Genomic DNA, 13,906 nt, shown 5'->3' on the forward strand with positions numbered 1-13,906 from the left:
CATTCATCATTCTTTACAATGTGTACTTCAACGCTACGTTCACAATGCGTCCTTCCAATGGCGCCCAGATCGGGCGGAAAGATGGTTGGGTGACTGGACCGCTTACGACGGTTTCGTAGTTGGCCTGTTTGACGTTGAACAGGTTTTCGGCGTTCAGCACCAATCGCCAGTGGTCGTTGTAGTGGTATTCGGCAGCTCCGGCGAAGAACCAGTAATTAGCTACCTTCTGGTTGTTGTAGAGGTATTGCGTGCCTACGTAACTGGTTTCGATCCCAAAGCGGAAATGGTCGTTTTCCCAGGCCACGGTGGTTGAAAATTTATCCTGGGGAGCAAGTGGCAGATACGTATTATCAGTCGGTCCGTCTCGCCGGGCGAGGGTATGGTTGTAGCCAAAATACAATTCGTAAGCTTTGTATTCGAGTCGAACGTAGGTGTCTGTTCCAATGCTGAACAAATTATAGGGGGCGTTGATCAATTGCGTATAGGCCCCCAGGTTACTCGACGTACTGGCAAAGGCTGATAGAATCGGCGTGTTGACATAGGTATAATAAAACGCTTGATCGACCTGAACGGAGAAGCCACTTTCAAACGATTTAGCGAACGCAATGTCGACGTTCGCGCCCACTGATTTTTCAGCCTTTACGGTGGCTACGTCGATGGGCAGCAGACGCGGGAAAATCAGGCTGACGTTTAAGGCGCCGGGCGTCTGGTTCACAAATAGATTCGGAGTTTTGTAACCCGTGCCAACGCTTAGTCGCACTGTCCAGGGTTCGGACGGTTTGAGTTTTACTGACAATCGGGGTAGCAGGAAGTTGCCGAACGTATTGTGGTGATCAACGCGCAATCCGGCTTGTATGGCCACTTTTTCTCCCACCTGCCAGTCGTCCTGCACAAAGGCACCCATTGTGCTATAAGTGTAATCCACCAGTCGGGTACTGTCAGGATTTTTACGGAATGCTTCGACTGTTAGGTTCGCACCGACGATGAGCTGTTGTTTCCCGAACCGGGTTAGATCATTGGCTTCCAGATAAACCGACGATTGGCGTCCGTCGGATAGTTTTTGATAATCGGTATTCTGGCGATGGAACGTACTGACAGCGCCTTTAAACGTTACTGCATTAGTTTCTGACGTATTATGGCTCGCGTTGAAATCAATGGTATGACGTTGAAGGTCAGTGATGTTTCGATAGGCGTTTGGCTGCGATCCTTCGAGGGCCGGCAAGTAGCCACCCTCGCGATGCTCGTTTGTGAAGGCATACCCGATGTCAAGTTTGGTATGATCCGTAGGATTCCAGAAAAAACGCGGGTGAAAGTTGAACTGCTTAATTTGAGGGCTATCCGTAAAGCCATCCCCTGTTACATCTACCGCCTGCTGGTTTGTATAACCACTGAACAAGGTCAAGCCCGTTTTGCCGTATCGCTGTGAATAGTAGGCGTTCAGATTGGTTTCTTTCAGATTCGAGTGGTTGAGCAGTGCCGTAAACTCGGGCTTTTCAGACGTTGGTGATTTGGATACAATATTGATCATTCCGCCGATGGCGCCACCGCCGTAGAGCGTTGAAACGGAGCCTTTAACGATTTCAATCTGCTTCAAATCCAGTGGTGGAATTTGCAACACGCCCAGATTACCCGAAAAACCTTCGTAGAGTGGCAATCCATCCCGCAAAATCTGTGTGTATTTTGGATCTAGCCCCTGCATCCGGATGGCCTGGTTGCCGTTCACCGCCGACGTTCGCTGGATGTGAATAATTGAAATATCCCCCAGAATACTGCTCACATTGCCTGGCACAACGGCACTTTCTTCGTCCATATCTTCCTGACCCAATACCTCAACTTTGATGGGTAAATCGTCAATTCGGGAATTGGTACGGGTAGCCGTTACCGTCACTTCGTCAATGACCTCATTTGCTGACTTAAGCCGAAAAACCAGCGTGTCGGACGTAACGGTTATGGGAAATGATTCGGTTTCGTAACCCACGGCGCTAACTGTTAAGGATTTAACATCACCAGGCAGATTGTTAAGTCTAGCCACACCGTTGACGTCGGTAACGGCTCCTATAATTGGTTTGATAGATGTACGGATTGTAGCCCCAATAATGGATTCGTGCGTCAGGCTGTCCTCAACCCGAATGATACGATTGGTTTGGCCGAACACTGGCGCGATAACCAGCATGAACAGACTAACGAGAAACAGATTTTTCATCACTTACAGCATTTGTCAGCAAGTTTCGGGATGAATTATGGAGAGAATTTGAAGAAGTAGTTTTCGGCCAAGAAATGTGCTCAGCTACGGAAAATTCTTCCTGGCGAGTTACACCCTTTGCTGAAGTAAACCAACCTGAAACGAGTGGTTTCCCTGGTCAGCATCATATTGATACGTTAGTGGTAGTCTGTAGCGATCACAGATTTGCCTGACCAGCGCCAGGCCTAAACCCGTTGAGTCGGGACGGGCGGGATCTTTTACAAAGCGATTAAATAATAGGTTATCAGCAAACGGTAATGGGTTGCCTGTATTTTGAATGGTAAGTGCATCAGCCGTTAACTCGATACTAACGAAGCCTTCATTTATTTTATGCCGGGCACCTCCATGCCGGGCCGCATTTTTTAATAAGTTAGTCAGTAGTACGATGGCCAGTTGCCGATTCATTGGAAGGTGTACATCAGGCGCAATATTTCGCCTGACAGTCATGTTCTTATGCTCAAAAAAGGACTCGTACTCATCTGTATAACTATTGAGCAACTCACTTAAATCCAGTACGTCATCCCTGGCGAATTGATCGTTTTCGACCTGAGTAAGCAGAAGTAATGAGCGATTCAGTTGACTCATTCGGCCGAGCGCATCCGTAATGTGTTGCAGATGTGTGTGATCAGCTTCGGTTAGGTGTTCAGATTGCAGGAGCAGTTCCAATTCGGCCGATGCTACCGCTAGTGGCGTTTGCAGCTCGTGCGACGCATTTTCGGTAAACTGTTTCTGCAATGAAAACTGTCGACCTAGTTTCTGCGTCAATTCATTCAGTGAGCGCCCCAGCAAACGGAATTCCTTGATGCTACTTTCCGGAAATGCATACCCACTTGCCTCATCGAGCCGGAAACTCCCGAGTTGATCAATCGTTGAGTAAAATGGTCGCCATAGCCTACGTGATAACCCTAAACCAATGGTAACCGACAACGCCATCAGTAGTAAAAAGCCAACAATGACGCCCACGGACATTTCCCGGGTCAGTTCATTAAATTCGTAATAGGGCAGTTGTACGGTGATCAGGTAAATCTGCCCTTTAGCTGATACCGTTGCTTGCAGTTGACGTATTGGGATTAGCTCATTAGACCCTAGTGAATCCCGTACCGTTATGTCGGTGAATGTTGGACTTATCGGCGTCATCACACGCTCAATACGTGGGTTGTTGTCCCAATCCGATACGTTGTTGACCGGTAATTTTTGTAGCCGAAGTTCCGTTTGTTTAACCTGACTTGTCAGAATTTCGTCTACCTCGTGTCGAATTTTTTGGTGAATGAGCGTGTAAAAGCCAACAGCGCCTACCAATGCGATGGCAAATGCCGTTAGCAAAAGATAGCGGGCTGTCTGACTAAACAGGCTCATGGCGTTCGAGTCGAAAAAACGTATCCTGCTCCATAACGGGTCTGAATATAATCGGGACAACCGGCCCCGATAAGTTTCCTGCGCAGATTTTTGACGTGCGTATATAGAAACTCGTGCGAGTCGGCGGCATCCATCGCATCCCCCCAAACGTGTTCGGCAATGGCCGATTTGGAGAGTAATCGTTCAGCGTTGATAATAAGGAACAGCAGCAATTCATACTCCTTACCCGTCAGTTTAATATCATTGTCGCTTATGCTCACCCGCTGCTGATCGGGCCAGAGCGTAAGCGCACCCGCGATCACTTGGGCCTGTCCGCCAAAAAGCCGCCGACGTAGTACCGACCGGAGCCGGGCGTTGAGTTCGGGCAAGTGAAAGGGCTTTGTCAGATAGTCGTCGGCTCCAGCGTCGAGACCGGTAAGTTTGTCGGAAAGGGCATCTTTCGCCGTCACAACAATAATGCCCACCGTTGACTGCCGACGTTTCAAGTCCCGAACCAGATCAAGCCCGTTACCGTCGGGCAGCATTAAGTCGATCACTACGCAATCGTAGTCGTAATCATGCGCTTTTTCGGCTCCTTGCTGATACGTATCCGCTGGTGTAACGGTGTAACCTTCACCTTCCAGGTATTTCCTGACGGCCGTTTGCAACGCAGGTTCGTCTTCGATTAAGAGAATTTTCATTGGTTTATAGTTTACGGTTTACGGCGGTCCGTCGCTACGTTGGGCTGGCGCGTCAGCACCCTAATGCTGCACCGGTCAGCTCAACGTAGCGACGGACCGCCGTAAACCATAAACCGTGTATCATACATTAACCTATTGGCTCCACTCGGTGGGTGTTCGGTCCCAACGGTGGTCTTTTAATTCGTGTAGTAATTCGGGCAATAAACCGCTTCCATCACTGGCGGCAATATTCGCTTCAACGTTACGTATCTGACGCATGCCAGGAATGGTCGTGTGAACATCGGGGTTACTCAGAATAAACCGTAACGCCATTTCGGCCATCGTCATACCAGCGGGGACGAGCGGACGTAGTGTTTCGGCGTGATCAACGCTGCTGTTAAGGTTTTCGGGCACAAAATAAGTTGAACGCCAGTCGCTGGCCGGGAAGGTCGTCTCTTTGGTGAGCGTACCGGTGAGCGTTCCTTCATCGAATGGTACACGGGCAATGATGCCCAGATTCAGTTTGTGGCACAGTGGGAACAGATGGTCTTCGGGATTCTGGTCGAAGATGTTGTAGATCACCTGCACGGCATCGATCAGGCCAGTACGTAGCGTATTCAGGCTATTGTCTGGCTCCCAGCGATTTACCGAGATCCCCCAGGCGCGTACTTTGCCTTGTTGCGTTAGTTTCGTCACGGCTTCCTGCCACTCATCCTGATCGGCCCAGGCATCTTCCCATACGTGAAACTGTTGCAAATCAATCGTTTCGACGCCGAGATTTTTCAGACTTTTTTCAGTGTATTCCACAATGTAATCTGCTGGAAATACGTCGGCCAACTTAGACGCTGATTTCGACGGCCACTGCCGGTTTTTTGGCGGAATTTTAGTGGCTGCATATAATTGCTTGTCGCTGTTGTCTTTTAGTAGTTGATTCAAAATTTCCTCGCTGACGCCATCGCCGTAAGCCCAGGCGGTGTCGAAAAAATTGCAGCCCAGTTCAACGGAGCGTTGGAGGGCACGTAGCACTTCCTGTTTGTCGGAGCCGGTCCAGCCAGCCAGCCCCCACATACCGTAACCAATTTCAGAGACTTCCCAGCCTGTGCGGCCAAATGTGCGATAATTCATAATTGAGATTTTTTAATTGTCCACAGAGCGGTTCGCCGTTGCGACACGGAGAATTGCTCTGTGGACAATCTGTTACTATTCAGTTAGTTTTCCATTGATTTTACGATGAATGCCATCACGCAGGAGTTCAACGTTGAAGTTGATCAGAAGGCCCAGTTTCATTTGAGCCATCCGAAGATAAGTCATAGTTTGTATATGGTTAAGCGGAATCAGCGTTTGTACCGCTTTTAACTCAAGTACGATCAGCTCTTCAACTACTATATCCATGACAAATGTTTTGTTTAGCATTTGACCTTTATAGATAACAGGCAATTCAACCTGCCGTTCAACATAAAGTCCTAACGTTGTCAATTCAAATGCCAGACATTCTTCATATACACTTTCTAAAAGTCCTGCTCCCAATTCACGATGCACTTCAATGCAAGCACCTATAATTTTGCGGCTGAGCGTGTTGTAAATATCTTCATTCATAGCCATCAGAGTTCTATTACACAAAAATGTATAATTATTTTAATTTACGGTGACTTATTTTTAATTGTCCACAGAGAACACGGAGAAAAAGTAAAAAAACTCTGTGTTCTCTGTGCCTCTGTGGACAATTAAAAAGCATGAGTAAAATCACTTACATTGTGCCTTTTGAAATAGCGAACTAACGGCTGATTATCAATGAACTGTCGGCATGCTATCGGTTGGTTGATTGCCTGCCTTGTAGGCTGGTTACTGCCAATTGCGCATGCCCAGACGACAACCGTTACGCTATCTGGCTACGTTGCCGATGCTGCAACCGGAAAGCCAATGCCGTTTGCCAACGTCTATCTGAACGGCAGTACGCACGGCACGACGACAAATGAACAGGGGCATTATTCGTTGGTGGGTGTTCCGCTTGGTACCGTCGAAGTCGTTGCGTCATTTGTAGGCTATCAACCACAGCGGCTTACTTTGCGAATAGATGATGCACAGGCCAAAACCGCCAATTTTCGCCTGAAGCCCGGCGATCAGACGCTGGCTACCGTAACGGTTCGCGGAAACCCCAAGAAATGGCAGCAACACCTCAAGCAGTTTAAAAAACAACTGCTCGGCGAGCCATTTGGTGGACAGTGCGAAATTATGAATAGTGATGCCCTTAGTTTTCATGAGGAGAAAGGGCATCTGACCGCAACGGCTACCGAACCGATCATTATTGACAATCATGCGTTGGGCTACAAAGTCTGGTATGACCTCCTGTATTTCGATGGGACATTTCAGAAAGTGTATTACGCGGGCACAACGCGTTTTGAGGAGCTAAAACCGGCCGATGATCGGCAGGCTAACCGATTTCGGCGGAATCGCCTGGCAGCTTACAAGGGATCAACCCGGCATTTGATGGCCAGTTTGATCGACAGTACGTATGAGCGCGAGGGATTTCTGGTCTATCAGGAAAATATGGCTGTGCCAATCGCCCGAAGTGTTACTAATCGCGCAACCCTGGCAGGCTCCTTAAATGGGCATTTGCTGCCGCTTAAGGTTAAGGAATTGATTCAACCGGGGCGATTGCCCTTCGAACGACGGCTCGTGTCGGAACGGCCATTGGTGGTTTTTTACACCAATGGCGTGTCGAATTACTCTCCCTATACAGATGCCCGGTACGCCTATTCGCAGATTCAATTACCCAACAAGCAAATGCAGCTTACGGTTGACGGTACCATTACGCTCCCGTTTGGTGTCGAAATACAGGGTTCGCTGGCCGATGATCGCCTGTCAACCATGCTACCCGCCGACTGGAAACCTACTCAGCTTGAAGCTAGTCCAACCGTTAATGCACCCGTAGCGACGCAGGGTAAACTCCTGCCGCCCGATGCCCGGCTGGGTCGGATTACAATGGCTTTCAACGATCGATTTCATGACCTGGCACCGGTTTTATTTGTTCATATCGATAAACCATTCTACGCTACGGGTGATCGCCTGTGGCTTAGTACGTACTTGCTCGATGCTGCTACGAATCGTCGGCCAGTTGGGGAAACCGCTATCCACGTAGATTTACTAACATCCGCCGGAAATCTTGTTCAGCACCAGTGGTTGCGATTAACGGACGGTCGCGCAACGGGTAATTTCCGGCTGTCGGATTCGCTGGCTTCTGGTACGTATCGGTTGCGTGCCTACACAGATGAGGACGATGGACAGCACCGTCCCGCTTTTGAGCGATCTATATCGGTATATAACCTGCTTCGCGGTACGTCTAATATCTTGCCTGACACCACCCGGAAACCATTGGATGTGCAGATATTGCCCGAAGGGGGTCGTTGGGTAGCGGGTTTGCCATCTCGCTTAGGAGTCAAAGTCATAGCATCGGATGGACATGGCCGATCTGCGATTGGTAGTATTCTTGATGACGCAGGCATGGAGGTCGCGCGTTTTACAACCAGCCCGTATGGCATGGCTAGTGTCGTGATGACGCCCGTATCAGGCCATACGTATCGTGCAAAGGTACTGAGCGTTCACCCCGAACATAGTCACCGCTTGTCGGGAATGGCTCAATTGCCCCCAGCCGAAACCGAAGGATTATTGCTATCGGCCGACGTGGTCAGTGACACCAACCAACTGGCATTAACCATTATGGGAACCAATCGTCCTGTGAAAGATTCGGCTTATGTGCTGATTCAACAGCAGGGTCGGTTGGCTGGTCAGCATAAAATTCTGTTACAGAATGGCATAGCCCGTATTAGTTTGCCTGTTGCCACCCTACCTTCCGGCCTCCATCAACTAACGTTATACGATGCCGCTGCCCGCCCGCAGGCCGAACGGCTGGTATTTTTGCCAGAGCGCCTGCCGCCCGTTCGGGTGCTGATGGCGGTTAATAGGACGCGTTATCAACCGCGCGGGCAGGTCGTCATGAGTTTCAATCTGAACGATGATGGCCAACCAACTGTAGCAGCGCTGTCGGCCTCCATTACCGATGCTGAACAAGTTCCTGAGGATACCGCTGAAGCTACCATTCAGACACATCTATTGCTGACGGGCGAACTTAGAGGGCGTGTTGAGCAGCCTGGCGTTTACTTCAGAAACAGCCTGCCCGAAACGCGCCGGGCGCTGGATGACCTGCTACTGACGCAGGGCTGGCGACGGGTGCGAGGAACGCCCGCTACTGAGCTGCTCGGGGGCGTGTCGCTGATGGGACGCGTGCTGAATCCAAAAAATCAACCGATTGCCGGCGCGCAGCTTATTGTGGCCTCTACCGCGCCCGGTCAGTCCTTTGTGCGGTCGGCGGGGACCGATGAAAAAGGACGGTTTCGATTGGCGGGCCTCACCATTGCCGATACCCTGAGCCTGATGACGCAACTCGCTGATCGGCAATTGAAAGATATGCAGGACAAAGACGCGCACTACGTTCTGGAAGGCCCGGGGAGTTCATGGGACCCGGATACAATCAATGGTTTACCGAACTGGACGGCTTTGCAGGCGCAACTGGAGGCCGTTAAAGTGCGTCAGGAGGCTGATGCTGATTTGTATCGCGACAAAACTGCCAAACTCTTGAAAGAAGTTACGGTTCGTGCCAGGAAATATGACGAACGGCCAGACGACATTCGGCAAAGAAGTCTCCATAATGGAGCCGATGCTACGTTAATGTTTGATGATAGATCCCCCCGCTTTACTAATCTCTACGAAATGGTTCGGGGCCGGGTGGCGGGGGTAAGCGTATCTCAGATGATAACCGGTGGTTATCAGGTGGTTATTCGTGGAATGGGTACCCTGGTTGGTAGTCCACAAGCGCTGTTTCTGCTAGATGGCGTACCCATTCAGGACCCGGAGGGGACCGCCTTGCTGAGCTTTAATCCGGGAGATGTTGAGCGAATCGAAGTGCTGAAAAATGCGGGAACGGCCGGAATATATGGCGTTCGTGGGGGGAATGGGGTGATTGCTTTTTATTCCAAACGTTTTCGCGCAGACCAGCCGTCGACGAACCAAAAAGCAGGTATGAAGCCTGTCCAACTCATTGGTTACCCGTCAGTTCTGCGAGAGTTTTACGTACCGCGTTACGAACCCGATCAGACCAGTGAAGCGCAGGCTACTGCATCAACACGCGTCGATCGTCGGGACGTATTGTACTGGAAACCCGTTATGCAAACCGATGGACAGGGTCGTAGCCAGGTGACGTTCCCTTTGTCGGATGTGGTGAGAACACTACGTGTGACCGTGCAGGGCATCACCACAGATGGTCGGCCGGTGGTGGGCGTAAAGCTGTTTCGGGTGCAATAATGGAGCTTATTTTCCCCAGGCGGGTGTGGGTGTCGATGGATCAAAAAGCTCGTCGATATAATAGTCCCGGCGTGGGCGCTTGTCACACTCATCCCCACCAATCGGGTAGCGACACGTAGCGTATACATCCACATTATCGGGGTTCATCAGGCTAACAAAAGCGCCATGGGGAAACCGATTTATTTTATGCTCCCGCTTCAGCAGGCAATGGCCCAGTTCATGGAAAATCAGGCATTCGCGTTCGTACTGACTGGCTTGCTGCCAGCAGAATGCATCATTGTTCAAGGTAATGCGGGGTGTTTTTCCGCTCTGCAGCAGGCACTGTCCACACACATCCCCGCTTTGTGTCGTGCCAAACGTGATAATCAGATTGGTCGTTGAAACAGCGTTGTTTCGCTTCTGAGCCTCGTCTCGAAAGACTTGAATAAACGGCTCAACCTCTGCCGGTACGATGTACTGCACGGGCTCAGGTTGTGAGTCTGAATCACGTTGACAGCCGATCAATGTACTGATTGCCAATAAAGTCAATGCTAAAAACGAACGCATAAAGACTAGCTTAGGAATACCTTAAAGCTACTACGTTGGTCGAGTGTTTGCAAGCTTGGCTGGCAACCGTTCCCAGGCCAGCCACGCAACAGCTGCCAGACAAGCCGCAAACCAGCCGAATGGTAAGCGTAAGTCGAGCAGCGCCAATCCCCCGAAAATGAGCGTTGTGACGAAACTGGCCAATCCCTGAAGAGCCTGGTTGATGCCGAAAATTTCACCACGGTCCTCATCTGTTGTCAGTTTCGCCATCAGTCCTTCAATCAAACCCTGAATGAGTGAAAACGTCAGGCAATCAATCGTGATCAGGATATACAGCCAGACCATCGACGATCCCACCAGGCCATAACCAATCAGAATGGGTACACCTAGCAGCGCAAACCAGAAAATGGCCCGGCGTTGATTGATATGATCCGCGATGTAGGTATAAAACACGTAGCTGATAATGACGCCCAATGCGCCAAAATACATGAAAAAATACGAGATGGCTTTGGCATCCATTTTCAATTCACCGAAGCTGGCGAACGTAACGAAATAGAAATAGTAGCCGATGCTCAAGGTTAAGCCTAATTGCATGAGCACCAGCTGTTTCAAGCCTGGATATTGACGGTTTTTGGCTAATAAACGTGTCCAAAGAGTATGTACATTGATGGACTGTACCAGTTCAGTTTTCAGGGCAGCTGCCTCTACACCGGGTGGGTTCGGATGCGTTTCGCGAAGGGTCCAGCTCAGAATCATATTCAGGCCCGACAGCGTGACGGCCATAATAGCTACGACTTTAGCCTGATTACCCTGCACTACGTCAAACAGAGTTAATAATAGGCCCGATATCGCCGGACCGATGACAAAACCGAGCGAGAGAATGGCCCCTTCAATGCCAAGATTTTTAAACAGCTCCTCTTTAGGCGAAATGTCGGTGATGGCCGACCGAACCGTGGCATACATACCATTCGTGGTACCATCGCTGATCCGGTTCGCAAAATAATAACCGACACGAACGGGTAATAGCAGACAATCGGCCAGGAACGTACCAATGGCAGAGATGATAAAAATGGGTCGGCGTCCGTAACCATCGGAGAGTTTTCCCAGCAGGGGAGCCGAAAATAACTGCATCCCCAAAAACAGAGCCGTACCGACGGAAAGCCATAATTGAGGCCATTCCAGACCCTTTACAAATTCCGGCAAAATCGGCCCCACCGCCGAGCCAACGACCACATCAATGAAGATAATAGCATAAATATGAAGCAGACGGTAATCGCGGACGGGCCGACGGTTTGGCATGGATGAAAGGGTTGCCAGGTTAATGGGACTATGCTATAACGTTGTCCCATGCATACGGTTCGCCTTTTTAAAGCGGCAAGACATAAAATTGAGAAAGAAACGATTGGCCAAATTCCTCCATGGCTCGTTGATACGTTGGTTGGAAGCCGTGTCGCTCATAAAATTGCATAAGCTTGGGCCGCGTAGCATCGGTTTCGAGTTGCAGGGTTTTAATGCCTCGTTTCAGGCACTCGTCCCGGCTGAAGTCAAGGATAGTCGCAAACAGATTTTGCCCATTAAATGGTCGTCGAATGGCTAATTTGTGAATGAATCCGGATGTATTGGCTGGTACGTCGGGCCAGAAAAGCGGGTCCTCCCATTGTAGAATGAAAACCGCAGCGGGTTCTGGCGTTGTGCCATCCTGCTTATCAGCGTACATTACGTACAAATTATTCGTTGTGAACTGATCCAGTATATTCTTCGGGGTAAGGGTATCCACCTCCCAAAGTTCACGGTCGTTTTCTGCCAGCCATTGGCCAACCTCACGTAGTATGTCAATGGCCAGATCAGGCTGGTCGTTTCGGAAAGTAAACGTCATAGGATAACGCGATAACTCATGGGCTGTAAGCTACATAGATGATCCCTGATAGTCAACACTTATGGCTTACCCAAACCTGAACCATCGTCCACAACTTTGCTCAATACCGATACACCATTCTCGTCAAAGGCTTCGATCGCAAAGTAATACGGTACGCCGACATTTAAAGCCCGGAGCTCGAACGTGTTTGGCTCATCATTCCAGAACTGGTAGTTCTGATAGAGCTTGTCGGGCGCAATGCCCCAGCGAATATTGTAACCAACCGCGCCGGGCACTTTACTCCAGGAAAGATCGGCGTTGCGCTGATCTTTCTGTCGTTTGGCGGTTAACGTAGCAGGCGTAACGGGAACCTTACCAGACCCATTGCCAAATACACGGAAGGCGTTGATTGCCAGATGGGAACCCGCTACGTATATGTGCTCATACCGAACATAGCGCGCCCGTACAGGCTTACTCAGTTCGACATAAGCCGAGGCCCGGTCGCGTTTGGGTTCTTTAGTGAGGTCGGCCACTACGTCCCACTTTTTGTTATCGGTTGAGGTCAGGATTTTGAACTGCGTATAAACCGTCGAATCGGAGTCATAAACGGTTTGCTTGTAATCAATGTAGTCGACCTGAACGGCCCGGATTTCCCGCTCGGCACCCAGGTCAGACGTTAGCGTTTCGCCCGGTTTGTTATGAGCCGCCACCCAGAAGGTACGTGGGTTTTCATCCACAACATTGGCCGCAACCCGCATCGTATCCGTAGCAATGGATAAGGTGGATGACGCGGCAACGGGTTTTTTGTAGTTGAGCAGCATCCAGCCTGTGAAAAGCGCATCGCTATCCGTACCGCTCTGATTCGGAATTTTCTTGGTTGGTAGGTAATGCGGAAAATCGCCGAAACGAGTATTGGCAAACATCTGGTCGTCCTTATCGAAACCAGCCGGATTCATCACAATTCGCCGTTCCATGCCCCAGTTGTAGCCAATCCAGGTAGTGCCCGTATTCCAGTAGTTACCAAAATTATCCTGAAACGTATTGCCGTGGCCGCAGCCCGTAGCAAAGCCTCCCGGTTTATAAGCGACGGGATTGTAAGGCGCATACTCGAATGGTCCCAACGGATCTTTGCCGACATACGTACCGTTGCCGTAAACGTTGTATTCGGTGCCGGGCGCGCCATATTGCAGGTAATATTTTCCCTTGTATTTGGTCATCCAGGCGCCTTCGGTGAATGGTTTAAACGGGTCGGAGTGATTAGGACCGAAGCGTTCCCATCCGTGTTTGTAAGGATCAAGCCAGAGCATAGCTTTGTAGGCTTCTGCCGGGTTATTACCTGCATATGTCAGATTGCGCTTTTTGTCTAATTCAGCGCCAAAAAGTGGATAGACATTCGATGAACCCCAGTACATATACCACTTGTCGGTATCATCGTCGTGAAACAGAGCCGGGTCCCACGGGCCAATGTCTTTGGGCAGGCGTGGCAGCCAGCGGTTATAGAATTTCAGCTTCCCTTTTTCGGGTTCGGTAGAATAGAAGATAGGTCTTTGCTCAAAGGTGGATTGAAACAAGTACAACGTATCACGAACCGACAGGGCCGCCGGGGCGCACATATCTTCCATCGGCCATTTGTCGGGAACAATGTATTTCCAGTTAACCAAATTGGTTGAGTGCCACCAGCCGCCCTGAATCGTGACGAATAGATAATACTCATGCTTGTGGTTAATGATAACCGGATCGGCTCCGGAACGGTACGAAATCTTCTCGTTCAGTTGCTCAAAATTGTACCGGTAGCTGATGTCCATTGGATTACAATACGTATGGGTAGTTGCCTGTTGCTGAGCCTGAACAAAAGGCCTTTCCAGACAGATTATCAGAAGAAATAAGGTCAGGAATCTCACGGACTATCAA

10 protein-coding genes are annotated in these 13,906 nt (G+C 49.9%); 1 reads left to right on the top strand and 9 read right to left on the bottom strand.

The features are described 5' to 3' along the window. Window positions 1–13 precede the first annotated feature (13 nt). The 5 genes from BM202_RS27070 to BM202_RS27090 all read right to left on the bottom strand — a co-directional run bounded on the left by BM202_RS27070 (window position 14) and on the right by BM202_RS27090 (window position 5,853). A complete protein-coding gene (locus BM202_RS27070; protein WP_093832107.1) occupies window positions 14–2,203 on the bottom strand; it encodes a TonB-dependent receptor in 2,190 nt (729 codons plus the stop codon). A 108-nt stretch (window positions 2,204–2,311) separates the two neighbouring features. Further along, on the bottom strand, window positions 2,312–3,598 hold the full coding sequence (locus BM202_RS27075) for a sensor histidine kinase (protein ID WP_093832109.1): 1,287 nt from the start codon (window positions 3,596–3,598) through the stop codon (window positions 2,312–2,314). Next, complete coding sequence (locus tag BM202_RS27080) at window positions 3,595–4,278, bottom strand: response regulator transcription factor (protein WP_093832111.1); 684 nt, start codon at window positions 4,276–4,278, stop codon at window positions 3,595–3,597. Before BM202_RS27080 ends, BM202_RS27075 begins: the two co-directional genes overlap by 4 nt. A gap of 132 nt (window positions 4,279–4,410) precedes the next feature. After that, window positions 4,411–5,382: an aldo/keto reductase gene (locus tag BM202_RS27085; RefSeq protein ID WP_093832113.1), complete on the bottom strand. Its 972-nt coding sequence runs from the start codon at window positions 5,380–5,382 to the stop codon at window positions 4,411–4,413. Between the two features lie 75 nt (window positions 5,383–5,457). Beyond that, window positions 5,458–5,853: a GxxExxY protein gene (locus BM202_RS27090; RefSeq protein ID WP_093832258.1), complete on the bottom strand. Its 396-nt coding sequence runs from the start codon at window positions 5,851–5,853 to the stop codon at window positions 5,458–5,460. Window positions 5,854–6,048: 195 nt separating this feature from the next. Here BM202_RS27090 and BM202_RS27095 point away from each other — a divergent pair, with 195 nt between their 5' ends. After that, on the top strand, window positions 6,049–9,615 hold the full coding sequence (locus tag BM202_RS27095) for a carboxypeptidase regulatory-like domain-containing protein (RefSeq protein ID WP_093832115.1): 3,567 nt from the start codon (window positions 6,049–6,051) through the stop codon (window positions 9,613–9,615). A 6-nt stretch (window positions 9,616–9,621) separates the two neighbouring features. Here BM202_RS27095 and BM202_RS27100 read toward each other — a convergent pair whose 3' ends face one another. The 4 genes from BM202_RS27100 to BM202_RS27115 all read right to left on the bottom strand — a co-directional run bounded on the left by BM202_RS27100 (window position 9,622) and on the right by BM202_RS27115 (window position 13,887). After that, window positions 9,622–10,161: a putative metallopeptidase gene (locus BM202_RS27100; RefSeq protein ID WP_093832117.1), complete on the bottom strand. Its 540-nt coding sequence runs from the start codon at window positions 10,159–10,161 to the stop codon at window positions 9,622–9,624. A 30-nt stretch (window positions 10,162–10,191) separates the two neighbouring features. Beyond that, window positions 10,192–11,439, bottom strand: a complete 1,248-nt coding sequence (locus BM202_RS27105; RefSeq protein WP_093832119.1) for an MFS transporter — start codon at window positions 11,437–11,439, stop codon at window positions 10,192–10,194. A 67-nt stretch (window positions 11,440–11,506) separates the two neighbouring features. Beyond that, entirely contained in the window at window positions 11,507–12,016 is a 510-nt protein-coding gene (locus tag BM202_RS27110; RefSeq protein WP_093832121.1) for a GNAT family N-acetyltransferase, read from the bottom strand. A gap of 59 nt (window positions 12,017–12,075) precedes the next feature. Continuing rightward, window positions 12,076–13,887, bottom strand: a complete 1,812-nt coding sequence (locus BM202_RS27115; protein ID WP_394333807.1) for a discoidin domain-containing protein — start codon at window positions 13,885–13,887, stop codon at window positions 12,076–12,078. Between the last annotated feature and the right edge of the window lie 19 nt (window positions 13,888–13,906).

The sequence above is a fragment of the Spirosoma endophyticum genome (genome assembly GCF_900112365.1).
In the GTDB taxonomy this organism is placed as follows: domain Bacteria; phylum Bacteroidota; class Bacteroidia; order Cytophagales; family Spirosomataceae; genus Spirosoma; species Spirosoma endophyticum.